Consider the following 25,950-nt stretch of genomic DNA (forward strand, 5'->3'; position numbering starts at 1 on the left):
CAGCAGCGCTGCAAGCGTGAAGGGCTGAAGGCAATCAAGCTACGCTCACAGCCCTGACACGGTCAAGGGCGCGCGGTCCGACGTCCTTTTCCCCGCCGATCCGTCACCTAAGCCTCAGCAGCCCAGATGGAATCTTTACAAGCTCAGCCTCTCCTGATCGATGATCAAGCCCCGGCCGTCAAAAGCTCAAGCTCTACCGTCAATTCATTCTCACCGATGGCAAACGACGCGAGCCGAAGCGGCGGCGCCGGCTCGCAGCGCTCCAGCCAACCGCGAATGGCCTCACCGTCCCGCCATGCGCCGCGGTAGTCAAAAAACAGCGCCGCTCGTCCGCCGGACAACTCAATGGACAAACATAAATGGTTTTCCGTCCACCCGTCAGCCTGCGCTTCGAGCAGACGAAGAAACCCGCGGCACCATTCAGCCAACTGCGCATCGTACGGCGACCAATCGGCTTCGCCGTCCATGATTTCGTATTCAAGAAAAAGCGGGCGCGGCTCCCAGTTGTAGGTCATGATGAGTTCGGCGAACCGCTCGGCCTTCAAGTTCGTCAACCGCGTTTCCTGATGCATCTCGCCGATGATGCTGTCAATGATTTCCTTTACCCGTTCGATTTTATTGAGCGCCAAATGCCCTTTGATCAGCTGGATTTTGTTCAGCCAGTCATGGCGGGCATGGCGCATCACTTCAACGATAGTCCACCGCTTCTCCATCCGACGCTCCCCTATCCACTAAGCGCAGGCTCCCCGCCCCGCTTGGACTTCCGCCTCCCTGCTATGGGAGGCACATACTTTTACTATAACATTTTTTTACATTGAACAGGAACGATTTTTCTGCCTCAAAAAGAAAAAACCCTAACCGAACGGTTAGAGTTTTTCCTCATCCATTACGCTTCTTGGCTGACCGGGTAGACGCTGACGCGTTTGCGGTCGCGGCCGAGCCGCTCGAAGCGGACGATGCCGTCGATTTTCGCATACAGCGTATCGTCGCCGCCGCGGCCGACGTTCAAGCCCGGATGGACTTTCGTTCCGCGTTGACGGTATAAAATCGAACCACTGGTGACGAATTGGCCGTCAGCCCGTTTTGCGCCAAGACGTTTCGCGATCGAGTCGCGGCCGTTTTTCGTCGAACCGACCCCTTTTTTCGAAGCAAAAAATTGCAGGTCAAGTCTCAGCATCGCAGTCACCTCCCGCTAGATGGATGTCACGCGGATAAATTTCCCGTAATCGCGTTCGATCGTCTGCAACGAGACGATCATCGCTTCCAACAACAACTGCACTTTCTCTGCCGCCGCTGCTTCTTCCAGCTTCGGAAGCTCACAGCGAAGGTAGCCGCCGTCTTCGCCGAGCGAAACGCGCGGGCTTACGCCCACAAGCGCCTCGATGGCGTTGATCGTACCGAACGAAACCGCCGAAGCGCCGGCGCATACGATGTCTTGCCCGCGTTTCGCAAAATGGGCGTGTCCTTCCATCGTAAACGCGCGGATGCGGCCGTCCGCTTCCCGTTCAATCGTGACGTGGATCATCTTACGCGTTGATTTTTTCGATGACGACTTTTGTGTACGGCTGACGGTGGCCTTGTTTGCGGCGATAGTTCTTTTTCGCTTTATATTTGAAGACGATAATTTTCTTTTGTCGGCCGTGTTTTTGCACTTTCGCCGTCACGGTTGCGCCTTCGACCGTCGGGTTGCCGATTTTCACCGTTTCCCCGCCGACGAACAGCACTCTGTCAAACGTGACCGTATCGCCTTCATTCGCATCCAATCTTTCGATGTAAATTTCTTGACCTTCTTCGACTTTCAATTGTTTGCCGCCAGTTTCGATAATTGCGTACATGCTTCGCACCTCCTTCATCGACTCAGACTCGCCAGCGTCAAGGCGGCCCCAGACGGACGCTTCATCGCCCGCGCTGAGCGGTTGTAGTGCGGGTGCGTCTTTTGCGACAGCCGCCCTCTTTTGTCCTTGCCTGCAGGACAAAAAGTCTACAACATTGTTTATCGTAACATAGAAACGGCCGGCCGTCAACCGTCATCTTCACCCTCCGGCGGCCATGAAACGGTTCAGACAGCTGGCCATGTCAATAAATAAGAGCGCCAAGCGGCGCATCGGCTTGTTTTTCGGCAAAAAACGCATGCAACAGCTCGTTTTCATCGAGCGTCGCCCGTTCGCGCCCGTCGCGGACGACGATGATCGCATGCTTTTGCCCGCGGTAAAATCGCTGCAGCACAGCCAAGACGCGCTCATCCGCCGGCACCGTGATCGTCCGCAGCTTCGTATAATCTCCTTTTTTCCCATAATACCGCTCAAGCAAAAAACGCATGACGACATACGGATGCTGCTTTTTCTCCTGCCAAAGAGCATGCGCCAAAAAGGAGGCGATCACCCATAAATCGAGCTGGCGCGGCGCAAATACAAGCAGCATGGCGATGCCGGAGGCGAGCACCGCCGTTGAGATGACGACCATCTGCCGGTGCGCCGCGCTGAACGGGCGGCGGTACGACAACAGCAAAAACAACCATTTGCCGCCGTCAAGCGGCCAGATCGGCAGCAAGTTCAAAGCGAAAATGGCTGCATTGTAGCGAAAAAACAGCTCCCAGCTCCCGTCGTCCATCATGCCGGCCTTCCACAAAAAAAACGCCGCCGCCGTCAACCAAACATGTTGGGCCGGTCCGGCGAGCACCACAATCCATTCTTCCCGGAACGGCCGGTTGCCGTGCTCTTCCACTTCCGCCACTCCGCCAAACGGCAGCAGCAAAATCCGCTTCACCCGCCAGGAGAAAAACGCCGCCGCCGCCGCATGGCCGAGCTCATGTACAAGGACGATGAAAAACAACAGGCAAAACTGCTTGAAATGGGCGGTCAACACGGCCATGCCGCCGATCAGCCATAACAGCGGGTGGACATGCAGCTTCCCGAGCAGCGCCATATATTTATTCAAAGGAAATCACCTGAATCGGATCGATAAATTCATCCCCTTGCTTAATGGCAAAATAAAACATCCCCTTCTGTGCATTCGTTCCACTCGCCTCGGCTGTGCCCACTTCCTGCCCCATTTCCACAAAGTCATACAGTTTTACCGAAATCGCACCTAAATGGCCATACCACGTCTCCGTGCCATCCGCATGTTGGATGATGACCGTTTTGCCGAGGTTCTCTTTCGTCCCGGCAAATGTCACAATCCCTTCTTTCATCGCTTCCACTTTCGCTTTCGCCTCGGTTTCAATCATCACTCCCTGACCGTTTTTCTCAAAGCTCTCAAGCACCCGGCCGGACGCAGGCACGGCGTAGGAAGGCGCCCTTTTCGTCTCCTTTTCTTTTTGCGGCGCAAAAAAAGCGAGCGGCTCGCCAAATGTTTTCTCATACCAAGCCGAAACAGCCGCAAATTGAAATTCGGTTTCCATTGTCCGCGCGACAAACTGCCGCGCCCGCTCGAGCGAAGCGGATGGATGCTTGAACAAAATGGCGGTGGCAAGCACGAGGCAGGCGGCGATGAGCGTTTTCAACAGAAACCACTCTTTGCGAAACAGCGGGTGGGACTCTGATTCAAACGAATAGCGGTCATACGTGATGACAGGCAGCCCGTACCGCTCCTCGTCTGCTGTACCCCAATCCTGCTCCTTTCGCCGCTTCGCCTCATATTGGCGTTCTTTCCGCCGCTGTTCAATCCGTTTTTTGATCTCCCGAACGCGTCGGTCCATACGTCCCCCCTCCACCTTTCCAACAACATTTGTACTAATTTATGAGACAACCTTACGGAATATGAACGAGCGTTTTTCACCGCCGCCCCGCTGAACACGTCCGCGAGCAAATGATCACCGTACCGTTCAAACGTTTTCGCAACAAAATTTCTGCCGAGCGCTTCGACCGATCTATACCATCTGCTTCCGTTGTATACAAATCAGGAATTCCAAGCGGCAACATGAATAAAAAAAGAAGGCCCATCAACGGCCTTCTTACGCCAACTCAATTATTTCAAACTAAATATTTTCCGAATCTTTGAAAACAGCCCTTTCTCTTCTTCCTCAAGCGGCGGCAGCGGCACCGACTCGCCGAGGATGCGGCGGGCGATGTTGCGGAAGGCGATCGACGCTTTGCTGTTTGGGTCAAGCACGATCGGCTCGCCGCGGTTCGACGCTTTGATCACGTTTTCATCGTCGGCGATAATGCCGAGCAGCTCGATCGATAAATGGGTGACGATTTCGTCGACATCCAACATATCGCCGTTTTTCACCATATGGCTGCGAATGCGGTTGATGATGAGGCGCGGCGGTTTGACGTGCTCCTCAGCCTCAAGCAGACCGATGATGCGGTCGGCGTCGCGGACCGCCGACACTTCCGGCGTCGTGACGACGATCGCTTCGTCCGCGCCGGCGACGGCGTTGCGATAGCCTTGTTCGATGCCGGCCGGGCAGTCGATGAGCACATAATCGTATTCCTGCTTCAGCTCCTCAATGAGCTGTTTCATTTGCGCCGGGTTGACCGCCGATTTATCGCTCGTTTGCGCTGCCGGCAGCAAATACAAATGGTTATCAAACCGCTTGTCTTTGATAAGCGCTTTTTGCACCGTGCAACGCCCTTCGACGACATCGACCAAATCATAAATAATTCGGTTCTCAAGCCCGAGCACGACATCGAGGTTGCGCAGCCCGATGTCGGTGTCGACAAGGCACACCCGCTTCCCGAGAATGGCAAGGGCCGTCCCAAGGTTCGCGGTCGTCGTCGTTTTGCCGACGCCGCCTTTTCCGGAAGTGATGACGATCGCTTCTCCCACGGTCACATTCTCCTTTCTAAGCGCGTCAAATTCGGCCGCAAATGCATCAGCAGCTGAAGGCGGTCGACAACAATTTGGTTATGTTCATCAATATAGGCGCATTCCATTTCATTTCCTTCATCCGTTTTCGAATCAGGCGCCCGATTCATGACGTCGCCGATGCGCAGCTGCATCGGTTTCATCACCGACGCGGCGATGATCGCCTGTTTATTGCCGGCATATCCGGCATGGGCGATGCCGCGCAAGGCGCCGAGAATGAAAATGTTGCCTCCGGCAATGACCGTTCCGCCGGGGTTCACGTCGCCGATCAGCAGCAAATCCCCTTCGACATGAAGCACTTGTCCCGAACGGACAATGCGCGAAACGGGCACAATTTCCGTTTTTCGCATCCATTCCCTCGCTTCCGCTTTCGACATGACATTGCTTTCGATCGAATCGACGACCAAATTTTTTGAACGGCGGATGAGCGCACGCACCTCTTCCTCTTGGGCAGGCGTCAAATAGCGGTTCCCAATGTTTAGATGAACGGAGACAAGCGGGCTGTCTGGCGCGACGCCAGCTTGTTTGACGAGCCGCTCCTCGATTTCTTTCAATAAATCGTCATACGAGCAGCGGTCGTCGAGATGCAGTGTCAGCCCATCTTTCGTCCCTTTAATCGTCACATACTGCTGCTTTTGTTTCGCCACAACGTTCACCCCAACGAATAATTCTACAAAACGGGCCGTTTTTCCTCTTTTATTCTTCCTGCTCGGACCGGCGAATTTTTGCCAACCGCCGTTCGAGCGGATATGAAAAAGCGAGCAAAAACGCGAGGTTCAGAAGCAGCGTCGGCCATAAGCGTCGCTCCCAAAAAACGGAAAACGACCAATCGGTCCGTCCGATCAACAGCTGAATGCCGTAGACATAACTGTCAAGCAGCACAATGGCTGACAGCGACAAGAGCGACGCAACGAACCAGTTTTGGTGGAACCATTTCACCGCTTTGCCCGCCAAGTAGGCAATGAGCGTATAGGCAAACGCATAAACGCCGAGCAGCTCTGTGTAGACGCAGTCATACAGAAACCCGAAGATGAACCCGTACCCCATCGCCCGCGTCCCACCGAAATGCATCGCTGTGAGCACGAGAAAAACAAGAAAAAACCGAGGAACAAAAAAATAGTAGACATACAAGTCGCCTTTTGGCCATACATCAACAAAAATGCTCTCACTGACAAAACATAACACCGCAAGGAATGGGAGACGCCACTTGTTCACTTTGCCTTCCCCTCTTCCTGCAGTGCTGCATCAATCGTTCGTTTGACAATCATAACGTCATCGATGTCATATAAGTTGGCAAACGGCTTGACATAGACGACTTTTGTCAATCCGTATTGGTCCGGCTTGACTTCGGTCACCTCGCCAATCGGCAATCCTTTTGGAAATACGCCGCCAAGACCGGAAGTCAACACTTTTTGCTTTTTTTCCACTTTGGCGTCAATCGGAATTTCGCCAAGCAACAGCTCGCGCCGCTTCTCATCGTAGCCTTCGATCAGCCCAAACACATTTTCCTTCCCTTGGACGTAAGCGGAAATGCGGTTGTTTTGGTCAAGCGCGCTTAACAGTTGCACGGTGGACGTAAACTGGGAGGCGTGCTGCACCTTGCCGACAAGGCCCGCTGGAGTAATAACCGCCATATCTTTTTTCACCCCGTGCTGCGCGCCTTTGTTGACGATGATCGTTTCCCGCCAACGGTCCGGGTTCCGCCCGATCACCGTCGCCTGAATTGGAACAAAATCGCGCAAGCTCTCTTTTTTATCGAGCAATGCGCGCAGCCGTTCGTTTTCCTGCCGCAGCGCCTCGACTTCAGTCTCAAGCGCCGCATACTCCTCAAGACGCGCCTTCAGCAGCTCGTTTTCCTTATATGTACGGCGAAGATCATTCACATTTTCAAAGAAGCCCGCGATCTCCTGTGCGGGCTTTCCGAACAGAAGCTGAACAAAACCGGCCGTGTCTTTTACGAACTGCTCAGGCCACGTCAACTCGTCGCGGCTGCGCAGCGAAAAGCCGATCAACATGACAAGGATGACGATGCTGACGAGCAAAAAAATGAGACGCTTATTCCCAAAAAGCTGTGGCATGCGTCACACCTTCTTACCGTCAGCGATGGTCTCTCGCCTTGTTTTTAAACAAGTCGATGTGGTCGAGCGCTTTCCCGGTGCCGATGGCCACACAATCAAGCGGATTTTCCGCGACAATGACCGGCATGTCCGTCTCTTTGCTGATGACCTTGTCCAAATTGCGCAGCAACGCTCCGCCGCCTGTCAGCACGATGCCGCGGTCCATAATGTCAGCCGCCAGCTCCGGCGGTGTTTTTTCGAGCGTGTTTTTCACCGACTCGACGATCGCATAAACCGTATCGTGCAACGCCTCGGCCACTTCTTCAGCGCTGATTTCGATCGTTTTTGGCAACCCGGTCAGCAAGTCGCGGCCGCGAATTTCCATGTTTCCGATCCCTTCCGGATTTCCAGCTGAGCCGATCTCGACTTTAATCGCCTCCGCCGTCCGCTCGCCGATCATCAAATTGTACGTTTTACGGATGTATTGAATGATCGCCTCATCCATTTCATCGCCAGCGATTCGAATCGACTGGCTCGTCACGATGCCGCCGAGCGAAATGACCGCCACTTCAGTCGTGCCGCCGCCGATGTCGACGACCATGCTGCCGGTCGGCTCCCATACCGGCAAGTTGGCGCCAATCGCGGCCGCAAACGGCTCTTCAATCGTATACGCGTCGCGCGCTCCAGCCTGGCGCGTCGCGTCAATGACCGCGCGCTCCTCAACCGCCGTGATGCCGTACGGCACACATACCATCACATACGGCTTGCTGGCAAACAGCCCTTTCGTTTTGACCGCCTTGCGAATGAAATATTTCATCATCGTCGCCGTCGTTTCATAATCGGCGATGACGCCGTCTTTCATCGGACGAAGCGCCACGATGTTGCCCGGCGTGCGCCCGATCATGTTTTTCGCCTCATTGCCGACGGCGACGATTTGCTTCGTGTCGCGCTGAATCGCGACGACCGACGGTTCGCGCAAAACAATGCCTTTTCCTTTCACATAAACGAGCGTGTTCGCTGTTCCTAAATCAATCCCGAGATCTTTCGTCCCAATTCCAAACATATGATCGATCTTCCTTTCCGAAACGAAATGCATACTATTTTATATTGGCAACATTGGTCCGATGTCAGTCATTTATAAGTTGTACAACACCGCCCGAACGGATTCGGAAAAACTCATAATTGATATTATAACTGATTCGACAAAAAATGAGAACCGTTAGACATAGCCTTTTTCTTTCAAACTGACGAATTTTTGATCACCGATGATGAGGTGATCGAGCAGCTCGATGCCGATGATGCGGCCGCATTCCGCGAGCCGTTTCGTCACATCGATGTCTTCTCGGCTTGGGGTTGGATCGCCAGAAGGGTGGTTATGCACACAAATGACTGAGGCGGCGGAACGCTTGATCGCCTCTTTAAACACTTCGCGCGGATGGACAATCGAGGCGTTTAAACTGCCGATGAACACCGTTTTGCGGTGAATGACTTGGTTTTTCGTATTTAAATAAAGGGCGACAAAATGTTCTTGCGATAAAAAGCGCATGTCTTCCATGACATATTTCGCACCGTCTTCCGGGCAACGGATGACATAGCGGTCGGCGTAGCCGGACTGGTGAATGCGCCGGCCGAGTTCAATCGCCGCCAAAATTTGCACGGCTTTCGTCGGTCCAATCCCTTTGATGTTCGTCATTTCTTCGACCGTTGCGTCCTTGAGCAGCCTGAGCCCCTCAAAATGACGGAGAAGGCGCTGGGCGAGCTGCACGACCGACTCCTCCTTCGTGCCCGTGCGCAACAAAATGGCAATTAGTTCATGGTCGGATAAACTTTCCGGCCCTGACGACAGCAGCCGTTCGCGCGGCCGACTGTCTTTCGGTACATCGCGGATCATCCACGCCATCATACTCCCCCTTTTGTCCGTTTCGCTTCATCAATAGGAGACCGGTGATTTAATGAAAAAACGTTCGAGCAAGGAACTTTCGCCAATGGATCAACAGCTCTTCCGCGCGTTCGTGAACCAATCTTTTTGACAAAAACGCGGTTTTTCGCCAATCTTCTAGGAGATGGAGCGGTTTGAACCGCCCCGCATGGGAACAGAATTCGTTTGCAGACGCTTTCTTTTGTCCAGCGAGCCCGGCCGGTGGGCCGCTCCCGCTTTTCTAGCTTTCCGCCGGCGGCCACCCGAGCCGGCGCAGCTCCCTTACCGTCCGCGACAGCGGCAGGCCGACGACCGTCAAATAGTCGCCTTCGATCCATTTGACAAACAGGGCGGCCCGTCCTTGAATGCCGTACGCCCCCGCCTTGTCCATCGGTTCCCCGGTGGCAATATAGGCGGCGATTTCTTCATCAGTCAACTCCCAAAACGTCACCGCCGTTTTTTCCGCAAAGGATGTGATGGGCTGATGGGGCGTTGCGATAGCGACGCCTGTCCACACGTCATGAGTCCGCCCGGACAAGAGGCGCAACATGGCGAACGCTTCCTCTTCCGTGCGCGGCTTTCCTAACAAGCGTCCGTCGCACACAACGATCGTATCAGCGCCAAGAACGTATGCATCGGGGACAGATGGAGCCACCGCCTCAACTTTCCGGCGGGCAAGCAGTTGAACAGCTTCATCGGGGGGCGTTCCGGGAGCGATCGTCTCATCGGCTTGGCTTTCCTGCACGTCAAACGGCCAGCCGGTCAGCTCGAGGATCTGCCTGCGGCGCGGGGAGCGGGAAGCAAGCACGAACCGTGAGGGCATCACTCATTCTCCTTTCACTCGTTTCGGTTCGGAAGATTCATTTGTATCGTAGCAAATTTTTCAGCGAAAGGCAATTTTCTGCAGATAGACGAACAAAAAGAAAAAAACGGAGCTTCTAGCTCCCTAGCGGCACCAATTCGATATAAGCGGCGAGCGCCTCAAGCAGCTGTTGCTGGGCTTTGTTCAGCAACTCTTCTTCTTCGCCCTCTTTGTACGCAACAAGCGCTAAATACGCCTGCTTCAGCGCCTCGACATACTGCCCGGCCGTTTTGTCGCTGGCCGCTTTGCTTTTTTCCAGCGCCTCATACGCTTTGTTTAGCGCCTGCCAATCATCTTCGCCCACGTTCCCGCCGCTAAGCAAGGCTGCGGAGACTGCCGCCATGTTTTTATACAAAGCCTCCCCTTTTTGGACGACCTCCAACCGGCGCGCGGCCGCTTCGACAGGAAATGACAGCTCTTTGACGTACGTGCTTGGCACCACCCCGCGATATTTGTCATTGACCGTCCGCAGTGTTTCCTTATCAACGCCGACGGCGATATAGAGTGCCGCTGGTTTTTGCCCTGCCACAACGACCGGGACGCCTGCCGTTTTGATCGGCTCCGCCGCCCGCTTGGCCGCCGCCGCATCAGAATAGACGCCGGCTTGAATGACAGCGACGGAAAACGGTGCTGTCACCTCGCTTTCTCCACTTTCCTCGCCCACCGTTTCGGGTTTCACCAATTCCGTCATCGCTTCGACTGCTGGCGACGGTGTAACTTTTTCCTTTGGAATAATGCGCAGCACCGTCATGCCAAACGCCACACCGACCAAAGCAGCGATCACCGCCGCGGCGAACAGTGACTTGGCGTGCGGCGGCATCCGCCATGACCGCCGTGGTTTGCCGCTTTTCTTGTTTTCGATCACCTCGGAAACAGAGATGATTCTCTCGTCCGCCTCCAGGGCGGCAGCCTCTTCCCAACTTGTCGTTTCTACATATTGGCAAGCTTGTCCATCCTCCGTAAATGACAGGCTGGTTGATGACCCGCTGGCTGGCGGCCCATCCTCTTGAATCACGCTCGCTTGGCGGCCGCCTCCTGTTCGCTGTCCTTTCCCCAGACGGCTGTCGGACGGATATCCATCCGCCTCTTCCTCGGACAGCCGTCCTTCCAACGAACGCTCCACTGTAAATGGATGGGGCTTGCCGTTGACGTTCACCGTAATCCCCATGCGCTGCTTGTCCATTTTGCCACCGTCCTTCTTCGCACTTCGATTTCTTTCGCCTATCTTACCATAAACGAAAAAAAAAAGAACAAGACATTTGTCGTCTTGTTCTTGCTTCTGCTCTTCATTTTCTGACATCACCGGTCACGAATCGCCTCCGTCCCCAACGCCTCGACAGGAATCGGCTGCTCGCGCCCATCATAAGTGCAAAGCTGTTTCGTCTCGCCTTTCAAGCAAACGGCATAATCGATCCCGCCGTCTTCCCGCTTCGTCACAAGCACGTACGACGAATTCGTTTCCGGCGGCAGCACATTCCCGGTAAACGGATCACTGATCGGATCAAGCAGGCCGTTTTCCACCAACTCTCCATACGACAATACGGCAGAAGAACGGGCTGGCAAAAACTCCACTTTTTCCGCGCCGACATACAGCCGCGCCGCTTCATATAGTCCATACGCATCGGAAACAAACGCCCGCTCGCGCGCCCGATCAATCACCGTCCACATAGCCAGGCCGACGATCGTTGCCACGATGCCGATGATCACAAGCACAGCCAAGAGCTCGATGAGCGTCATCCCCCGTTTCATGCGAATGATCATCGTTTTTCCTCCTCGCGGCTATGAGGCTGGCGCCATTTCCGCAAACGGATTATCCTTGCCGCTCGGCGGAGGGACGTCGCGAACGGGAGCTAGCTGCTTCCATTTCTCAAGCTTTGGCGCGTAAAACGCCCGCACAGTAACAGAATACGTCAACGGCTGCACTTCATCGGCTGTGGACGTCAGCTCCGGAGGACCGGTGACGGTCAACCCTTCAATCGCAACAATACGCTCAGACTGTTCCAACACCTCTAAAAACCGTTCAAGCTGATAATAGGACGGCGATTGCACCGTCAATTGGGCAGTAATGGACTGGATGCCGCTTGGCAACGCCGGCGCCCCATTTCCGGACGCCTTGTTTTCCGTTTCATTCCCGTTCCCTTGTGAGGCGGCTTCCCCGGCGCCTTGCCCTTCAGCAAAGCTCACGCTCAATAGGCGGCTGTCAGAAATATATTCCGCTTTTTGAAACGCAAGCAACAGTTGGTCGGCAAACGGGCGCACCGGCACTTTCCTCTGCAAAGCCGCTAGACTCTCTGCCGTTCCTTCTCGATTCACCGCCGCCTGCTTTTTCATTGCAGCCAACACGTTTTTCTCGCTTTGTACGACCGCCTCAAGCCGATCAATTTGTTCGTAGCGCGGCAGGAGCACGAAAACATAGACAGCGGCAAACAAAAGAGCGGCAAGAAGAAACACCCCGGTAAACACGAGCGGCCATTTGCCAAAGCGGCCCATCATTCATTGTCCCCCTCTTTTCCTGTCAGCTGAAGTTCCAGCTCATATTGCGCGATATACCGCGGCACGATCGCTTCCTCCTCTGTCCCGCCGCTTTCCCCGCTGGCTGAGACACCGGTCAATTTGACGGCTTTGACCAAACGAACTTCCTCAAGCCGATCTAAATAATAGGCCGCTTCTTCCGCCGCATCAAACTGCACTGTCATCGTCACCGTCTTTTGACCAGCATACGAAAAACTCATGATAAAGCCGCGCTCTGGCAGTTGTTTGGTCAACGCGCGCAACAGCGGCACCGTTTTGAACGGATAACGGTTCGCCCATTGGACCGCTTTAGCAAGCTCTTGCTCAGCTTGTTGCTCCTCCGTCGTTTTTCCCTTCGCCTCCATCGCCGCCTGCTCGGCGCGCATTTGCCGAAGCTCCCCTTCAAGCGCCGCGAGCCGTTGATTCGCACTCTCCATCAGCCAGTAGCCTCCCCCAGCGCCAAGCAGCAGGAGAAAAACGGCGAAGGCTACCAGCACGGCGCCCGCCGCGCGGCGCGGTTCTTTTCGCGGCAGTAAGTTGATGTCAGCGATCATAGTCGGCCCTTCCTTCTTTCAACGCCAATCCCCAGGCGAGATGATAGCGGTCCGGCAACGGATCGAGAGGCGCGCTGAGCCGTTCGACAGGGACGTCAAGCCGCTCCGCCAATGCGCCGAACACATTGCTCAGCTCCGGATGATCGCCGGTGAGGAAGAGACGCGTAATTTGCTGTTTTCCTTGCTGGAGGGAAAACGAATAAAAGCTCATCATCCGCTCGATTTCTTTATACACGTCAATAAACGGGTCGACGATCGCCGCCGTCCGATCCCCAGACGCCTCAAGCGGCACATGGCGCATAAACTGCGGCAAATGGCGGTGGAAGACGCTCAAATTGACAGCCGACTCGTCAAACTGGACAAGCAAAATGTGGTCGTCCACCGCGGCTTGTCCGGCAACAAAAAACGGGCGATAGGCGCAAAGCGGGGACACGTCGGCCGCCACCGGGCGCAGGCCGGCGTCTTCCAAGAGCGCCGTATAGTCGGCCACCGCCTCTTCCGGCGCGGCAAACAACAGGACATTCAGCGCCTCCTCTGTCCTCTCGGCCACGACGTAGTCAAACACCGGATCGGCGAACGGAAGCGGGATCGATTCGCCAAGCTCCATAAACAAATAGCCGCGGATGTCCTCGTCCGACAAATGGACCGGAAGCGGCAAATGGCGGATCATCACAAACGGGTCAGGAACGACAAAGCGGACGCGCCGCCCGTCGAGCTTCCACTCGTCGATGCACTCGTCCAAAATCATCGCCAACGTTTCCCGATCAGCGATTTTTCCATCGCGGATGATGCCGGGCGGCAAGGCCCGTTCTCCCCACCGCCTCGCCTCCGGCGGATGCCCCGGCTTCGCTTCCACATAGCGGAGGACATGATCTTTGATGACAATGTTCGCCTGTTTCGCCTTTCGCCGCCATAACGCCATAGTCGCCTGCTTCCTTTCTGCCGTCTTTACACAATGAATGAGATATACGCGCGCACGATCGCTTCTCCGAAGAAAAACGCGGTCAGCGCCCCGAGCGCAATCGCGGGCGCAAACGGCATCGGCTTGCCGCGCCGTACGCGGCCCAATGCCATGCCGACAATCCCGATCACCGTTCCGTACAACGTCGCCAAGAAAAACGCGAGCAACACCATTTTCCAACCGAGCACAAACCCAAGCACGGCAAACAGCTTCACATCGCCGCCCCCCATCCCGCCGTTGGACAGCACGGCGATCAGCCATAAAAGCGAAAATCCAACCGCCGCGCCAATGAACATATCGGCCCATGGCAAAAACGGAATCACCAGCCGCTCAACCAAAAACAAACCGGCAAAGACGAGGAGCACCCGGTCGGGGATGAGCATGTAGCGAAGATCCGAGACGACAATGATGGCAAACAAGCTGATAAGCGTCCACGCCACAATCAGCCTCCCGCCCCAGCCGATCCAAACGGGAGCCGCGGTAAACAAAGCGGCGGTCGCAAGTTCCATTGCCGAGTAAAGGGGGGAGATGCGCCCCCCGCACCCTTTGCACCGCCCGCGCTGCACGACATACGACACGACTGGGATCAACTCCCTCGCCGATAGCGTCCGCCCGCACGCCGGGCAATGCGACCGCGGCCTGATGATCGACTCCCCGGCCGGCACCCGCAGCCCGACGACGTTAAAGAACGAGGCGAGGAGGAGGGAGTAGAGAAAAATACTTAAATGTACCATATTCTAAATTAACCTAGTAAAACACGTTTTATGGACGAACTTCAGAACGTTTCAAATTATCTTCCGCAACAGCTTTATTGTTTTGATCTTGCACCCCGCGTTGCGCATTTACTAGTTTTACGCGATAATAAAGTTTATTATTATCATTTATGATAATGACATAAGACCCGGAACTCGGTTCATTCACAGAACCATCTTTAATTGGACTTCCGCTCACATTAAGATCAGCAGTAATTTGATTCGTCTCAGGAATGGCCTCTGTATAGCCATTTTGAGTTTTGTCAGGATCTTTTACAGTCTCTAAATACCCATTATCTTCTAAATACTTAAGTGAAATCGCCTTCGCCTTCCCATTCGCCGGTATCAAATCCTTATCCGCCGTCACGGCGATTTTCGCTGCGTTGATCATTTGCTGTGCATTCGAAACATGGGCATCTTTTTTCGAATTGTCAATCAATCCCCCAATCGCCGGAATGGCAATCGCCGCGACGATCCCCAAAATGACGATGACGGCGAGCAGTTCGATGAGCGTCAAGCCGCGCTCGTTTTTGATGATTCGCTTCAACATAGTTCCCTCTCCCTTTCAGACAAAATTAGAACGTTTTCCCTATCATTTTACAACAAAACGGCATAAATAGGAATATATTCTTATTGCCTACTGTTGAATATGATTAAAAATATCGTACATCGGCACGATGATCGAGGTGACGATCGTCCCGACGACGCCGGCGAGAAGCACGATCATGAGCGGTTCGATGAGCGATTTCAACCGGTCGGTGGCCGCATCGACTTCCGCTTCGTAAAAATCGGCGACTTTGCCAAGCATGGCGTCAAGCGCACCGGTCTGTTCGCCGATCGTGATCATTTGTGCAACAAGCGGCGGAAACGCCCAATGGCGGCGGAGCGGCTTGGCGAGCGACTGGCCGCGCTCAAGGGCAGCGCGCGCTTCAACGAGCACCGATGCGATCACTTCGTTGTCGACGACGCGGCCGGCGATCGACAGCGCCTCTAAAATCGGCACCGAGCTTGAGACAAGCGAACTGAGCGTCCGCGTCAGGCGGGCGAGCGCCGCCTTTTGCACGAGCTTGCCGAATATCGGCAGCCGCATGGCGGCATAATCCAAATAGTACTTCGTTGTCTTTTGCCGCCGCAGGACCACAAACGATGCGTACACGCCGGCAAAAAGCAGGACGACCGCCCACCAATACCGCTGCATCACGCCGCTTGCCTTGAGCACAAACTTCGTAATCGCCGGCAGTTCGGCGTGGAACTCGGCGAACATCTCGACGAACGTTGGCACAACAGCGACAAGCAAAAAAATGACAACCGCGGTGGCAATGATGGCAACAGCAATTGGATAGGCGAGCGCTGAGGCGATTTTTTGCCGCGTTCGATGCATTTTTTCAAAATGGTCGGCAAGCCGGTCGAGCGTTTCATCGAGCGTCCCGCTCGCTTCGCCGGCGCGCACCATGTTGACAAACAAGGGCGGAAAGATGCGCGGATGCTTTGCCGCGGCCGCGGAAAGCGGGTTTCCCTCACGCAACATTTGTTCAATATCTGCGAGCGAGCCAGCGCCTTGCTTTCCGTCTGTTCTGCCAAAATGCGGATCGAATCGACGATCGTCACCCCGGCGCGCACAAGCGTTGCGAACTGGCGCAAAAACACAACGAAGTGCTGTAACTTCACCACTCGTCCAATTGAGATTTCTTTGTTCCAGACTGACGGAGGAACTTCAGCGAGCGCAATAGGACGAATGCCTTTCTCACGCAACTTGGCAGCTGCCTCGCGCCGCGAAACGGCAACGATCACTCCAGCTTTTTTTCGCCCGCTTCGGTCGCGCCCCTCGTACTTAAACTGCGCCATCATCCCCACGCTCCCCCGCCAAATACACTTCAGCCGCCAGCGGATCGATGCGCCCATCGGCTGCAAGCTCCTTAACGCTCATTTCCATCGTCTGCATGCCGATGTTGCGGCTCGTTTGCATAATGTTGATGATTTGATGCTCTTTTTCGTTGCGGATTAAGTTGGCGACGGCCGCATTGTTCACTAAAATTTCCATCGCTGCCGTCCGCCCGGTTTTGCGTCTGTTTGGAAACAAGCGCTGAGCGATGATGGCAACGAGCACGGAAGCGAGCTGCAGCCGGATTTGCGCCTGCTGGGCGGACGGGAAAACATCAATCATCCGCTCGATCGCCGCTGGTGCGCTCGCCGTATGAAGCGTGCCGAGCACTAAATGGCCCGTTTCTGCAGCGGTGATCGCCGTTTGAATCGTCTCCAAATCTCGCATTTCCCCGACTAAAATGACGTCTGGGTCTTGGCGAAGCGCAGCGCGCAGCCCAGCGGCAAAGCTTCCGGTGTCAAACCCGACCTCACGCTGGTCGATGATCGATTTTCCATGCTTGTGCAAATACTCAATCGGATCTTCGAGCGTGATGATATGTTTCGACATCGTTTTGTTCATATAGTCGATCATCGCCGCCAATGTCGTCGACTTGCCGCTGCCGGTCGGTCCGGTGACAAGCACGAGCCCGTGCGGTTTTTCCGCGATGCGCTTTAAGACATTCGGCAGGCCGAGCTCCTCCAGCGTCGGGATGCGCATCGGGATGAGACGCACGGCGAGCGACACGCATGACCGCTGTTTAAAGACGTTGATGCGAAAGCGGGAAACGCCGGCAATGCTGTACGAAAAATCAAGCTCTCCGGTTTCTTGAAACTGCTGCCAAAGCGGCGGCGGAATGATGGCTCGCGCCATTTGCTCCGTTTCCTCCGGGCGCAGGCGCTCATGGCCGTATGCTCTCAACTCCCCGTTCACGCGAAAAATCGGCGGCGCGCCGACGGTCAAATGCACGTCAGAAGCGCGGCATTCAAAGGCAGCGCGCAACAACGCCTCAAGCTTTTCCTTCATCCGTCTCACCCATCAATGCAAAATGGCCACTTTCAGCACTTCTTCAAGAGTGGTCAACCCTTGCTTCACTTTCAACAGACCATCATCAAGCAAAAAAATCATTTTATTTTGGATGGCGAGCTCGCGCAATTTCGAAAACGGCTCATTGTTTAAAATGACGCGCCGCATCTCATCGGTGACGACAAGCAGTTCGTGAATGGCCAGCCGTCCGCGGTAGCCGGTCATGTTGCACGTCGGACAGCCGCGGCCGCGGATGAGCTGATGAATTTCAATGCCGCGGCGGGCGAAAATGTCCCGCTCCCGCTTTGTCGGCTCATACACCTCTTGGCAGTCGCGGCAGACGCGGCGCACAAGCCGCTGCGCAACGACGCCGGCAAGCGACGTCGCTACTAGAAACGGCTCAATCCCCATATCGATCAAACGGGTGATCGTGCTTAACGCATCGTTCGTATGAAGCGTGCTCAACACTAAATGGCCGGTGAGCGAAGCGCGAATCGCCACTTCCGCCGTCTCGCGGTCGCGAATCTCCCCAACCATGATGATGTTCGGGTCTTGACGCAAAATCGAGCGGAGCCCTTGGGCGAACGTCAAGCCGACATTCGGGTTGACTTGAATTTGGTTGATGCCTTCGATCTGATATTCGACTGGATCTTCAATCGTAATAATGTTCACGTGCTCGCTGTTTAAATGATTGAGCGCCGCATAAAGCGTCGACGATTTCCCCGAACCGGTCGGTCCGGTGATCAAGACGATGCCGTTCGGCCGCTCGATCAAGCGAATGAACCGATCTAAGTTAACCGGATTGAAGCCGAGTTTATGAATATCGTTTAAAGCGGCGCCCAAGTCGAGGACGCGCATGACGATTTTTTCGCCGTACACCGTCGGCAGCGTCGAAACGCGCAAATCGACCGGGTGAAAATCGATGTTCATTTTGATCCGTCCATCTTGCGGCACGCGGTGTTCGGTGATGTCCATATTGGCCAAAATTTTGATTCTCGCTGTCAACATGCTTTGCATATGCTTTGGCAGCGCGCGTTCGGTGCGAAGCAGGCCATCGATCCGGTAACGGATGAGCACTTTCGTCTCCTGCGGATCGATATGGATATCGCTCGCCCGCTGTTCAACAGCGAGCTGCAAAATTTGGTTCACCAAACGAACGATGGGGGAGTCGTCCTCAGCAGCCCGTTCGTCTTCGCGCACCTCGGGCGGCGGCGTTTGCAAAAAGTCTTCAAACGCTTCGTCGATATCGTAATATTTATTGATCGCCCGCAAAATATCGTCTTTCGACGCGATCGCTGTTTCAATTTGAAACCCGGTCGACAGGCGCAGATCATCGATGGCGAAAAAGTCCATTGGGTCGGCCATGGCAACGAGCAGCCGGTCTCCTTCCACCTTGAGCGGCATGAGCATATGGCGGCGGGCAAACTCTTTCGGCACGAGGCTGGTTGCTTTCGGATCGATCGGGTAGCGATACAAGCTGACATGAGGAATGCCAAGCTGAAATTCAAGCGCCTCAATCAGTTGCTGCTCCGTGATGTAGCCGCGCTGCAGCAAAGCGTCGCCGAGCTTTTGCCCAGGGGCCTTTTCGCGCAACGCCTCAGCCAGCTGGCTTTCGGTGATCAATCCCGCTTCGACAAGCAAGTCGCCGAGCCGTTTCCGCTCCTGCTTTTTGCTCATTTTTCCTCTCCTCCGCCCGTTTCGGTCTCTTCTTTGCTGCTAGCGGCGGGGGCCGATTCTCCTTTGCCCGCTTCATCGCCTTTCTTTGGCGCCGTTTCGCTCTCTTTTCCGCCGCTGTTTTCTGCAGTCGAATCCAACTCGTTCGCCGCTCCGTTGTTTTCCGTCACCCCATTTGTCGGCTCCATCGCTCCGCCTTCCCCGTCGCCTCTTTGCCCATCCGGCACCTCAAGGCCGCGCACGTTAATCGTATACGTTGGCGGATAAAAATCTTCGCTCACCGTTTCTTTGCGCACGAGCCGAGCGCCGTCGCGCACTTCGCGTTCCACCGTCACAACCAGCCCCGGCCGCCCGATTTGTTCCGTCCTCTTCTCGCCCGGCGCCAGGCGCGCGTCATAGCGGACGATGACACGCGGTTCGATGGACTCCGCCTCGCCTAGGCGAATGATATATTGATAGGCAAACGGCAACCCAATAATGGCAACACGCACCTTTCGTCCATCATACCGGAGAAGAAGCGTGTAGTCGGTCGTGTTCGGGTTGAGCCATTCCAAATCGCGGCCGCTGCTGATGGCCGCTTCAAAGCCGGGCGTAATCCCTTGAGGCAGCGTACGGCTCGTATAGCGCTCCACAACGGCGAAATTGGTCGTCAGCACCGCCTGGTACACCGCGGAAGCAATCGCATCAACCGCCTCATCAGACAGCTTGGCCCCCGCTTTTTTCATATAATCGCCAAACGAAAACATTTGTTTCGCTTTGATCACCGCACGCCGCTCTCTGGAAAGCCAGCGAACGGCCGAAGAATCGGGCACCGATGCAGCCGCTTCGCTGACGACCGGCTGCCGGCCGTTTGTAAACGATATGTAACGAGCCAAGTCGATCGAAGACGATGGGGTTTGCAGCTGAGCCGCCAGCTCTTCTAAGTCCGCCCCAAGCCGCTTTACATCCAACGCCTCAAGCGCTGACGGCGGGACGACGGCCGCCGCTGCTTGGAGGCATTTTTCTAAATCAGCGGCCACAAACAGCGGCGTGCGCCTCCCGTCGACAAACCGCTTCGTGCTCTCGGCAAGACGGAACGCAAACGCGTCAGCCGGCAGGTCGATGCGTTTTTCTTGGTATTGCAAGGGGATGGAAACGGTCGCCCGCCATTCATTCACCCGCTCGGCGACCGCCTGTCGGGCTCTTTCCGGCGTCATGCCGGAGAGTGACACCGGACCGACCGCCGTGCCCGGGCCAAGGCGGCCGTCATCCGAGGCCAAAGCATCATAGGCGAAGGTGCCCAGATGCGAAAAAGTGATAAAATAGACAGTGCAAACAGCCATAACAACAAACAATTTCCACGCGGCAGCCTTTTTCACCGCCGACCCTCCTCCATTACGCCTCCACGTTCATCGAGACATCGACGATGACGCTTGGCCCCGCCTCTTGCGCCTTGCGCACATCCTCTTCGCCAAGCAGAGTGCCCGCTTTAAACATCAGGCGGCCATCCGCATCATAAATGTCTTTTGTCAGCCGCTTTCCGGCCAACAGCGCAACTTGTTTTTCCCGCAACGACTGCAGCGCTTCAACATTTTCCGCGCTTTCAGCCATCGCCTCCATTTGTGCAGAAACGTCTTCTTCCGCCCTGCTGTCGGTTGGCTCGATGCCTTTGGATTTCAACAACTGCACCGGATCGTCAAGAAGTGATTCATTGGATCCGTCATTGACGATCAAAATGTCTTTACCGTACGTCAATACTTCCGAGGCCGGCAGCACCGCTTCCCCTTTCTCGAGTTGAAGAGCGATGCCGACAATATCCCCTGACTCTTCATCGACGAAAAACTCATGAGCTTCGCCAAGCAGCTGTCCTTTACGCGTGATGGCTTTCGTATTTTTAATCCGGATTTGCTTATTGACGAGCTGATTGGCGATCGGAATTTCTGAGAGATCGATCACATCGTGCCTGTTCTCGACCGTCACGGCAAACTCACCGATGCCGACGACTTTTTTAAACGGAATCGCCTTTAAACTGAGCTGCACATCGTCTTGTTCCACGGTCAAAAAATCAATCGATCCTTTGTCCGGGTTGATCACCAAACTTTTCACCGTGCCGATTTGTGCCCCATCAGCAATGCTGATGATCGGCAGTCCAATGATTTGTGCGCTAGCTTTCATTCTTTTCACCCCAACTGTTTGCTAATGTTGCGGCAAGCTGCCGCCAAAGCGCCAACTCTTCGACCACAGCCGGATAGGCGCGAAAACGGTCAGCGAGCTCCTCAAGCCACGCTGCGAGCTTGCCGTACTGTTGTTCTACTACATAATGTTCCATTAACAAACGGGCCAATACGTAATAGTCGCGGTCAGAAAGCGGAGCGTCCAAACAGCGGCGGAGGCAGCGCTCGTAATCGGCGGCGCCCAAACGATGGCGGTTGAGGCGCAATTCAAGAGCGACCGCCTGCACGACTTCCGTGCGAACCGCTTTCTGCTCCGGCAGCTTATCTTCTGTCGAGCTCTTCTCGGCTGTTTGCGGCTCACCTTCCCGCGGCCGACCCGCTGTTTGCCCGTCCTCTTCCGATCCAAAGAGTTCGGCCGACCGCGCTCCTTCCATTGAGCCGTGCTCCGTTTGCTGTCCTTCCCGCTCATTCCCCCCTAGGTTCACCGCACCCTCTTGACGGAGCGGTTCAGCAGCCTCGTCCGTTTCCGGCAGCGAACGGTCGACAATACCCGGCATTGCTTCTTCCAAAAGCGCCCCTTCACGCGGCATTGCCTGGACAGAAGGCAGTCCGTTTTCTACAGCCGAAACGCCCGCCGAGCTAGAAGACATGAACGCGGAAAGTTGCCCATCCTCTTCTTCATGGCTGAGATCAAGCGCCTGCAACAGACCGTTGCCGTCATCAGCCGCCCCCGCCTGCAACACCGCCGCTTCGATGTCCGGCGTCATCGAGACAGGCAGCTCATCGAGCCAATCGCGCGGGTGGCGCGTCGGCTCGACATCCGGCCCGCCACCGTCATCCGCCACAGCGGCCGGCTCGAACGGAAAATGCGCCGCCAGCTCTACTCCATTCAAATCCAAAGCGGACAATCGTTCGGGTTCCACACGATCCGAATCCAACGGGAAAAACTCCTCTCGCTCGGCATCATCTCGATCCGCGGAGCGCACTTTTTGCTCCGCATCGGTCGGATCGAGCCAAAAGCGCTCCACCTCCCCGGCTTGGTCCGCCTCTGGACGGGAAACCTCCCGCCCTATGTCATCCGTTTGTGGAGGAAAGAAAATCGCCTGTTCTTCCCCGCGCTCCTCGTTGGATTCCATCCCCCGTTCCATCTCCTCTGAAGTTGCTTCATGCTCCACAGGCGCCGCGCCGAAAATGGTTTTATCGATCTCCTGTACGTGAGATCGCAACGGTTCCTCCCTCGAATCGACGCCTTGAAATCCCCTAGAGGCGCTGTTTGGTTCAAAAGCTACCGACCAGGCCGAATCGACTAGATTTTCCGTTTCATTCCGGACCATCATCCCATCCCTATCACTCGCCGTCGTGCGGGCACCGCTTCCTTTCCATAATTCCTTTCTCCGTTCCCCAGCTTCCTCCGTCTCCGCCGCTCGGTAAAGAAGCGGGCCGAACCAACGGTCAAGCAAATACGAGCCCGCCAACAGCAAAAGCCCGACGAGCAGGACGATTTGCCAAAACGGAATCACCGATTCGGCCAACTGCGCCAGCCCTGCAACCAAAAAGGCAGCCGCAACAACTGCCGCGCCCCCGGCTCGGCTGAAGCCAAGCGGCAGCAGCCAAACGGCCAACAGCGCCACTATGAATGCAACAACGTAAACAACCGCCTCTTTCCACATGCCTACCCGTTCCTTCCCGGCGTATCATTTGCAATAAAGCGACAAATGTGCCATTGATGGTTCTCTTATCCTAAAATTCTACATAGTTCGACTCGAAAATATTGTATAATAAAGTTACATATTTTGAAAGAAGGTTATGACAAATGGCGGGAAGCAATTTTTCTCTTCCTAGTCGTCAGGCAGGATTTACGTTGATAGAAACGTTGCTCGCCATCACTCTTTTATCGAGCGCAGTGATCGGGCTGTTTTACTTTTTCACGAATGCGATGATGCATACGTCTTACAACCAAGGGCGGACGGTGGCCGTCAACGTCGCCCGCGGCGTCGCTGTCTATTTTGAAAAAAACGCGGATTTCTCCCGGCTAAAAGAGTATATGGAAGACCATCAAACGCCGTTTCTTGAGCTAACAAAAGACGATTGCGGCAACGAATCGTTGGCGGCGCTGTTTTTTGCCGGTGAGTCTGGCCAACTGCATACGGTATGCGAAGCGCAGTTCGCCCCGAAAATCAACGATGTCCGCTACGAAGCCTCCGTTTACCTTGTCCGATACGACAAGGAGGCATGGGATGCATTCACTTCATCGTCGGAATTCACTTCCTTGCCTGCGCCGCTGCAGGCGCGCATCCGTGCTGAAACGGAAAAAGCAGCCGAATCAAACGCCGGCGGCTACATGATCAAATTATACACCACCGTCCGTTGGGGCGAGCGCGCGAACGAAACAGCGTGGGTCGAAGGGGTGATCACCGATGAAACGATCCGCTAGAAGCGAAGCCGGCATGACGATGATCGAGCTGTTGGCCGCCGTTTCCATTTCTTTGCTCATCATCGGCGCTATCTACACGGTGTTTTTAACCGGCATTCGCGCCTACGAGCGCATCGGCATCGAAAACGACTTGCGCAGCGAAGCGGACTACGCCATGGCCCGAATAATGAACGAGCTGTACACGCTCTCTCCGGATGGAATGGAAAGTCAAGAAGAAAACAAGCCGTTAACGACCATCACCTTTGTGAAAAACCAAGAATTCAAAGCCGATGTGGACACCGGGCTTGTCTCCCGTGAAGAGAAAAAGCTGGAAAGCATCGAGCGGATGACGCTGTCCATCCAAGACGGCGCGCTCGCGATCAATGGCGAAACGATCACCTCTTCCCGCTTTTTGCTGGGCGACTCTTCATCGTTTTCATTCCGCTGCGCGCGAAAAGAAGGCAACCTTTGCCGCAGCGGCGTCATGACAATCCGTCTCATTGTCTCCGACCGTCGACACGCCGACCCGAGTGGTTGGCTGTACGTGCCGCCGTTTACATTAACAACGGAATTTGGTTTTTAAGCATTGCGTTTCGAAACTTTATCTGCGAAGGGGGAGAGCGATGAACCGCCTGCGCTTGAACGTTGCTGGCTACAGCTTGGTGACGACCATGCTCGTCATCACCATCTTTTTTTTGCTCGGCTTGACCACTTTAACAGTCGCCATTCAACAAGCGCGCTTGACTACAGTGCGCGTCGAGAATGTCGAATCGTTCCATGAAGCGAAAACCGCCCTCAACGAGGCGTCCGCCGAACTCAAAGCCGAGCTTTCAGACGAACAGTTTTTGGTCAGCCATGGCATTTTCACTCCAAGCCAATGGGATGCATTTCTCGGCATTAACGAAGACGCGCCCGGCCCGGATACGATGGCCGGCAAGCTGAAAGCGCGCTACGGCGTGAACATGGAAGACGTGTCGTATCGTTTGTACAACATCCCGACGAACAGCGTGTTTCTCCGCGCGCTCGATTTGTCGAAACCGTTTACCGATGGCCATCACGAGCGGACAGTCAAGCGGCGCATCTTTTTGACGAATGCGCCAAGCTTCCTTAAATATGCGCTGGGGTCGAAAGAAACGCTCGTCTTAAACGGCGGCGTCTACGTGGAGCAAGGAAACGTATATGCTGGACGAAGCGCTTACATAAGCAACGCGGCAAACTACGTGAAAAAAGGCGGGGAATTAACAGTTGGTCCCATCGATGCCGGACTGCCTGCATCAACAAACGATTCGATTTGGCACATCCATGACAAGCTGCTGTTTTCATGCACGCAAACGAGCAGCTGCTGGAAAGCTGGCAACGGAGCCTTCCAAATGGAAGACGGTCTTTTCGACGAAGGATGGCCGGCAAATGCCGTCAGGCCGCTCATTCAACAAGAGACAGACGATTTCATCGACATCGATTTCGACCGCACTTTGAAAGACAAATTGCTTCAGGCGGCCGGCCTTTCGCCGCTGTCGCCTGAAACCCAACAATCGTATATCGAGCGCATTGAAAACGATCGCCAGCCGCCGCTCGATTTAGCGCGTGAACTTTATCAAGAAGGGAAATTGGCCCGGGTCGAGACGAACGCCGAAACGCCGTATGAGCAATCCATCAATCAGATGCCAAAAGACAAGCCGCTTTGGTTGGACGCAGAAGGGGAGGAGATCACCCTTTATCGAGACATTGACGTGCAGCAAAACGGCCAAAACCAATGGCTCATTGTCAATGGCGATCTTCACATTGAGGGCCCTATGAAGTCGACAGCAACCGTGCGCGGCAATTTGATTGTGTTCGGCGATTTGATGCTCACTGGGAACTTGGCATTGAATGCGAGCATTTACGTCACCGGCAAGACGGCCATTTACAACAGCCATATCGACGGGACGGATGGTAAAGGACTCGTATTGTTGTCCAAAGGCACGCTCGATATCGCCCGCATCAATGAATTTCAAAACCCAAGTGAAAGCCCGAACTTAAAAGGGTATTTTTATACGGACAGCAGCGCGACGATTTACGCGGTCGGGTCGTATTTGTACATTGAAGGCGGGTTGTTCGCCCGCGGCAACGGCACGCTCGCGCCGGATGCCGACCGAAGCGGCCTCGTCATCAACGCCTTTCGCGGTCGGATCGAGCCGAAAGACGGTGAACCTGGGAACTTCATTCCAAGTTCCGACATGCAGAAATCCCGTCTGATCATCAAATACAATCCGCGGGTTTTAGTCGAACAAGGAACAGGACTGCCGTTTGTCAATCGAATCTCGCTTGTTGCCGATCGGCTGGAAGTGAAGTGAACGAAGACCGCTTGCATCGCCTCATCCGCGATGCTGATCCCTTTCAGCAAAAAAAGCGGCCTCCTG

Annotated in this window: 28 protein-coding genes, 1 pseudogene and 1 other annotated feature; of the genes and pseudogenes, 3 read left to right on the forward strand and 26 right to left on the reverse strand. The window is 54.9% G+C overall.

Annotation, left to right across the window (positions count from 1 at the left end; all coding sequences use genetic code 11):
- Positions 1–164: 164 nt before the first annotated feature.
- The 26 genes and pseudogenes from GJ1_RS10470 to GJ1_RS10595 form a co-directional block, all read right to left on the reverse strand.
- Positions 165–713, reverse strand: a complete 549-nt coding sequence (locus tag GJ1_RS10470; RefSeq protein WP_066232010.1) for a sporulation initiation phosphotransferase B — start codon at positions 711–713, stop codon at positions 165–167.
- Positions 714–886: 173 nt separating this feature from the next.
- On the reverse strand, positions 887–1,177 hold the full coding sequence (gene rpmA, locus GJ1_RS10475) for a 50S ribosomal protein L27 (RefSeq protein WP_011232084.1): 291 nt from the start codon (positions 1,175–1,177) through the stop codon (positions 887–889).
- 15 nt (positions 1,178–1,192) lie between these two features.
- Positions 1,193–1,525 (reverse strand): ribosomal-processing cysteine protease Prp, encoded by a 333-nt coding sequence (locus tag GJ1_RS10480; protein ID WP_066232013.1) that lies wholly within the window; start codon positions 1,523–1,525, stop codon positions 1,193–1,195.
- Position 1,526: 1 nt separating this feature from the next.
- Positions 1,527–1,835: a 50S ribosomal protein L21 gene (rplU, locus tag GJ1_RS10485; RefSeq protein ID WP_066232016.1), complete on the reverse strand. Its 309-nt coding sequence runs from the start codon at positions 1,833–1,835 to the stop codon at positions 1,527–1,529.
- A gap of 14 nt (positions 1,836–1,849) precedes the next feature.
- Positions 1,850–1,928, reverse strand: a sequence feature (ribosomal protein L21 leader region).
- A 148-nt stretch (positions 1,929–2,076) separates the two neighbouring features.
- On the reverse strand, positions 2,077–2,937 hold the full coding sequence (locus tag GJ1_RS10490) for a site-2 protease family protein (protein WP_066232019.1): 861 nt from the start codon (positions 2,935–2,937) through the stop codon (positions 2,077–2,079).
- A complete protein-coding gene (locus GJ1_RS10495) occupies positions 2,930–3,697 on the reverse strand; it encodes a M23 family metallopeptidase (RefSeq protein ID WP_066232021.1) in 768 nt (255 codons plus the stop codon). Before GJ1_RS10495 ends, GJ1_RS10490 begins: the two co-directional genes overlap by 8 nt.
- 269 nt (positions 3,698–3,966) lie before the next feature.
- Positions 3,967–4,770 (reverse strand): septum site-determining protein MinD, encoded by an 804-nt coding sequence (gene minD / locus GJ1_RS10500; protein ID WP_066232023.1) that lies wholly within the window; start codon positions 4,768–4,770, stop codon positions 3,967–3,969.
- Between the two features lie 2 nt (positions 4,771–4,772).
- On the reverse strand, positions 4,773–5,456 hold the full coding sequence (minC, locus tag GJ1_RS10505) for a septum site-determining protein MinC (RefSeq protein ID WP_167346110.1): 684 nt from the start codon (positions 5,454–5,456) through the stop codon (positions 4,773–4,775).
- A gap of 49 nt (positions 5,457–5,505) precedes the next feature.
- A complete protein-coding gene (mreD, locus tag GJ1_RS10510; RefSeq protein ID WP_066232029.1) occupies positions 5,506–6,024 on the reverse strand; it encodes a rod shape-determining protein MreD in 519 nt (172 codons plus the stop codon).
- Positions 6,021–6,887, reverse strand: a complete 867-nt coding sequence (gene mreC / locus GJ1_RS10515; protein ID WP_066232031.1) for a rod shape-determining protein MreC — start codon at positions 6,885–6,887, stop codon at positions 6,021–6,023. Before mreC ends, mreD begins: the two co-directional genes overlap by 4 nt.
- 19 nt (positions 6,888–6,906) lie before the next feature.
- A complete protein-coding gene (locus GJ1_RS10520) occupies positions 6,907–7,929 on the reverse strand; it encodes a rod shape-determining protein (protein WP_011232093.1) in 1,023 nt (340 codons plus the stop codon).
- A 156-nt stretch (positions 7,930–8,085) separates the two neighbouring features.
- Positions 8,086–8,766 carry a RadC family protein gene (gene radC / locus GJ1_RS10525; protein ID WP_066232034.1) on the reverse strand — a complete coding sequence of 227 codons (681 nt, stop codon included), beginning with the start codon at positions 8,764–8,766 and terminating at the stop codon, positions 8,086–8,088.
- Positions 8,767–9,025: 259 nt separating this feature from the next.
- Positions 9,026–9,607 carry a Maf family protein gene (locus GJ1_RS10530; protein WP_066232036.1) on the reverse strand — a complete coding sequence of 194 codons (582 nt, stop codon included), beginning with the start codon at positions 9,605–9,607 and terminating at the stop codon, positions 9,026–9,028.
- 115 nt (positions 9,608–9,722) lie between these two features.
- Positions 9,723–10,829 (reverse strand): stage II sporulation protein D, encoded by a 1,107-nt coding sequence (locus tag GJ1_RS10535; RefSeq protein WP_066232100.1) that lies wholly within the window; start codon positions 10,827–10,829, stop codon positions 9,723–9,725.
- A 116-nt stretch (positions 10,830–10,945) separates the two neighbouring features.
- Positions 10,946–11,407 (reverse strand): type II secretion system protein, encoded by a 462-nt coding sequence (locus GJ1_RS10540; protein WP_066232038.1) that lies wholly within the window; start codon positions 11,405–11,407, stop codon positions 10,946–10,948.
- Between the two features lie 18 nt (positions 11,408–11,425).
- Positions 11,426–12,139: a pilus assembly protein PilO gene (locus tag GJ1_RS10545; RefSeq protein WP_066232040.1), complete on the reverse strand. Its 714-nt coding sequence runs from the start codon at positions 12,137–12,139 to the stop codon at positions 11,426–11,428.
- A complete protein-coding gene (locus GJ1_RS10550; protein ID WP_066232042.1) occupies positions 12,136–12,711 on the reverse strand; it encodes a PilN domain-containing protein in 576 nt (191 codons plus the stop codon). The genes GJ1_RS10545 and GJ1_RS10550 overlap by 4 nt, the downstream gene beginning before the upstream one ends.
- Positions 12,701–13,633, reverse strand: a complete 933-nt coding sequence (pilM, locus tag GJ1_RS10555) for a type IV pilus biogenesis protein PilM (protein WP_066232045.1) — start codon at positions 13,631–13,633, stop codon at positions 12,701–12,703. Before pilM ends, GJ1_RS10550 begins: the two co-directional genes overlap by 11 nt.
- A gap of 26 nt (positions 13,634–13,659) precedes the next feature.
- Positions 13,660–14,406 (reverse strand): prepilin peptidase, encoded by a 747-nt coding sequence (locus GJ1_RS10560; protein WP_066232047.1) that lies wholly within the window; start codon positions 14,404–14,406, stop codon positions 13,660–13,662.
- A 28-nt stretch (positions 14,407–14,434) separates the two neighbouring features.
- Entirely contained in the window at positions 14,435–14,974 is a 540-nt protein-coding gene (locus tag GJ1_RS10565; protein WP_066232051.1) for a type II secretion system protein, read from the reverse strand.
- Positions 14,975–15,061: 87 nt separating this feature from the next.
- A pseudogene (locus GJ1_RS10570) lies at positions 15,062–16,269 on the reverse strand (type II secretion system F family protein).
- A complete protein-coding gene (locus GJ1_RS10575) occupies positions 16,256–17,311 on the reverse strand; it encodes a type IV pilus twitching motility protein PilT (RefSeq protein ID WP_066232053.1) in 1,056 nt (351 codons plus the stop codon). Before GJ1_RS10575 ends, GJ1_RS10570 begins: the two are co-directional and overlap by 14 nt.
- Before the next feature lie 12 nt (positions 17,312–17,323).
- Positions 17,324–18,988, reverse strand: coding sequence for a GspE/PulE family protein (locus tag GJ1_RS10580; RefSeq protein WP_066232055.1), 1,665 nt, complete (start codon positions 18,986–18,988; stop codon positions 17,324–17,326).
- Complete coding sequence (locus tag GJ1_RS10585; RefSeq protein WP_066232057.1) at positions 18,985–20,343, reverse strand: G5 domain-containing protein; 1,359 nt, start codon at positions 20,341–20,343, stop codon at positions 18,985–18,987. The genes GJ1_RS10580 and GJ1_RS10585 overlap by 4 nt, the downstream gene beginning before the upstream one ends.
- Before the next feature lie 16 nt (positions 20,344–20,359).
- Positions 20,360–21,139: a PRC-barrel domain-containing protein gene (locus tag GJ1_RS10590; protein ID WP_066232060.1), complete on the reverse strand. Its 780-nt coding sequence runs from the start codon at positions 21,137–21,139 to the stop codon at positions 20,360–20,362.
- A complete protein-coding gene (locus tag GJ1_RS10595) occupies positions 21,129–22,808 on the reverse strand; it encodes a hypothetical protein (RefSeq protein WP_066232063.1) in 1,680 nt (559 codons plus the stop codon). Before GJ1_RS10595 ends, GJ1_RS10590 begins: the two co-directional genes overlap by 11 nt.
- 143 nt (positions 22,809–22,951) lie before the next feature.
- Between GJ1_RS10595 and GJ1_RS10600 the strand changes: the two genes are divergently transcribed.
- The 3 genes from GJ1_RS10600 to GJ1_RS10610 are packed head-to-tail and all read left to right on the forward strand — an operon-like array spanning position 22,952 to position 25,884.
- Positions 22,952–23,572 carry a type IV pilus modification PilV family protein gene (locus GJ1_RS10600; protein WP_066232065.1) on the forward strand — a complete coding sequence of 207 codons (621 nt, stop codon included), beginning with the start codon at positions 22,952–22,954 and terminating at the stop codon, positions 23,570–23,572.
- Complete coding sequence (locus GJ1_RS10605; RefSeq protein WP_066232067.1) at positions 23,556–24,134, forward strand: PilW family protein; 579 nt, start codon at positions 23,556–23,558, stop codon at positions 24,132–24,134. Before GJ1_RS10600 ends, GJ1_RS10605 begins: the two co-directional genes overlap by 17 nt.
- A gap of 40 nt (positions 24,135–24,174) precedes the next feature.
- The gene (locus GJ1_RS10610; protein WP_066232070.1) at positions 24,175–25,884 is read left to right on the forward strand and encodes a hypothetical protein; all 1,710 of its coding nucleotides are present in this window, start codon (positions 24,175–24,177) and stop codon (positions 25,882–25,884) included.
- The last annotated feature ends 66 nt before the right edge of the window (positions 25,885–25,950 follow it).

Origin of the sequence: Geobacillus jurassicus NBRC 107829 (assembly GCF_001544315.1) — a bacterium.
In the GTDB taxonomy this organism is placed as follows: domain Bacteria; phylum Bacillota; class Bacilli; order Bacillales; family Anoxybacillaceae; genus Geobacillus; species Geobacillus jurassicus.

Bases quoted from the DNA above. Each gene is read 5' to 3' on its own strand.
- GJ1_RS10470 (WP_066232010.1), bottom strand. From the start codon at position 713: ATGGAGAAGCGGTGGACTATCGTTGAAGTGATGCGCCATGCCCGCCAT.
- rpmA (WP_011232084.1), bottom strand. From the start codon at position 1,177: ATGCTGAGACTTGACCTGCAATTTTTTGCTTCGAAAAAAGGGGTCGGT.
- GJ1_RS10480 (WP_066232013.1), bottom strand. From the start codon at position 1,525: ATGATCCACGTCACGATTGAACGGGAAGCGGACGGCCGCATCCGCGCG.
- rplU (WP_066232016.1), bottom strand. From the start codon at position 1,835: ATGTACGCAATTATCGAAACTGGCGGCAAACAATTGAAAGTCGAAGAA.
- GJ1_RS10495 (WP_066232021.1), bottom strand. From the start codon at position 3,697: ATGGACCGACGCGTTCGGGAGATCAAAAAACGGATTGAACAGCGGCGG.
- mreC (WP_066232031.1), bottom strand. From the start codon at position 6,887: ATGCCACAGCTTTTTGGGAATAAGCGTCTCATTTTTTTGCTCGTCAGC.
- GJ1_RS10520 (WP_011232093.1), bottom strand. From the start codon at position 7,929: ATGTTTGGAATTGGGACGAAAGATCTCGGGATTGATTTAGGAACAGCG.
- radC (WP_066232034.1), bottom strand. From the start codon at position 8,766: ATGGCGTGGATGATCCGCGATGTACCGAAAGACAGTCGGCCGCGCGAA.
- GJ1_RS10530 (WP_066232036.1), bottom strand. From the start codon at position 9,607: ATGCCCTCACGGTTCGTGCTTGCTTCCCGCTCCCCGCGCCGCAGGCAG.
- GJ1_RS10535 (WP_066232100.1), bottom strand. From the start codon at position 10,829: ATGGACAAGCAGCGCATGGGGATTACGGTGAACGTCAACGGCAAGCCC.
- GJ1_RS10540 (WP_066232038.1), bottom strand. From the start codon at position 11,407: ATGATCATTCGCATGAAACGGGGGATGACGCTCATCGAGCTCTTGGCT.
- GJ1_RS10545 (WP_066232040.1), bottom strand. From the start codon at position 12,139: ATGATGGGCCGCTTTGGCAAATGGCCGCTCGTGTTTACCGGGGTGTTT.
- GJ1_RS10550 (WP_066232042.1), bottom strand. From the start codon at position 12,711: ATGATCGCTGACATCAACTTACTGCCGCGAAAAGAACCGCGCCGCGCG.
- pilM (WP_066232045.1), bottom strand. From the start codon at position 13,633: ATGGCGTTATGGCGGCGAAAGGCGAAACAGGCGAACATTGTCATCAAA.
- GJ1_RS10560 (WP_066232047.1), bottom strand. From the start codon at position 14,406: ATGGTACATTTAAGTATTTTTCTCTACTCCCTCCTCCTCGCCTCGTTC.
- GJ1_RS10565 (WP_066232051.1), bottom strand. From the start codon at position 14,974: ATGTTGAAGCGAATCATCAAAAACGAGCGCGGCTTGACGCTCATCGAA.
- GJ1_RS10575 (WP_066232053.1), bottom strand. From the start codon at position 17,311: ATGAAGGAAAAGCTTGAGGCGTTGTTGCGCGCTGCCTTTGAATGCCGC.
- GJ1_RS10580 (WP_066232055.1), bottom strand. From the start codon at position 18,988: ATGAGCAAAAAGCAGGAGCGGAAACGGCTCGGCGACTTGCTTGTCGAA.
- GJ1_RS10590 (WP_066232060.1), bottom strand. From the start codon at position 21,139: ATGAAAGCTAGCGCACAAATCATTGGACTGCCGATCATCAGCATTGCT.
- GJ1_RS10595 (WP_066232063.1), bottom strand. From the start codon at position 22,808: ATGTGGAAAGAGGCGGTTGTTTACGTTGTTGCATTCATAGTGGCGCTG.
- GJ1_RS10600 (WP_066232065.1), top strand. From the start codon at position 22,952: ATGGCGGGAAGCAATTTTTCTCTTCCTAGTCGTCAGGCAGGATTTACG.
- GJ1_RS10605 (WP_066232067.1), top strand. From the start codon at position 23,556: ATGAAACGATCCGCTAGAAGCGAAGCCGGCATGACGATGATCGAGCTG.
- GJ1_RS10610 (WP_066232070.1), top strand. From the start codon at position 24,175: ATGAACCGCCTGCGCTTGAACGTTGCTGGCTACAGCTTGGTGACGACC.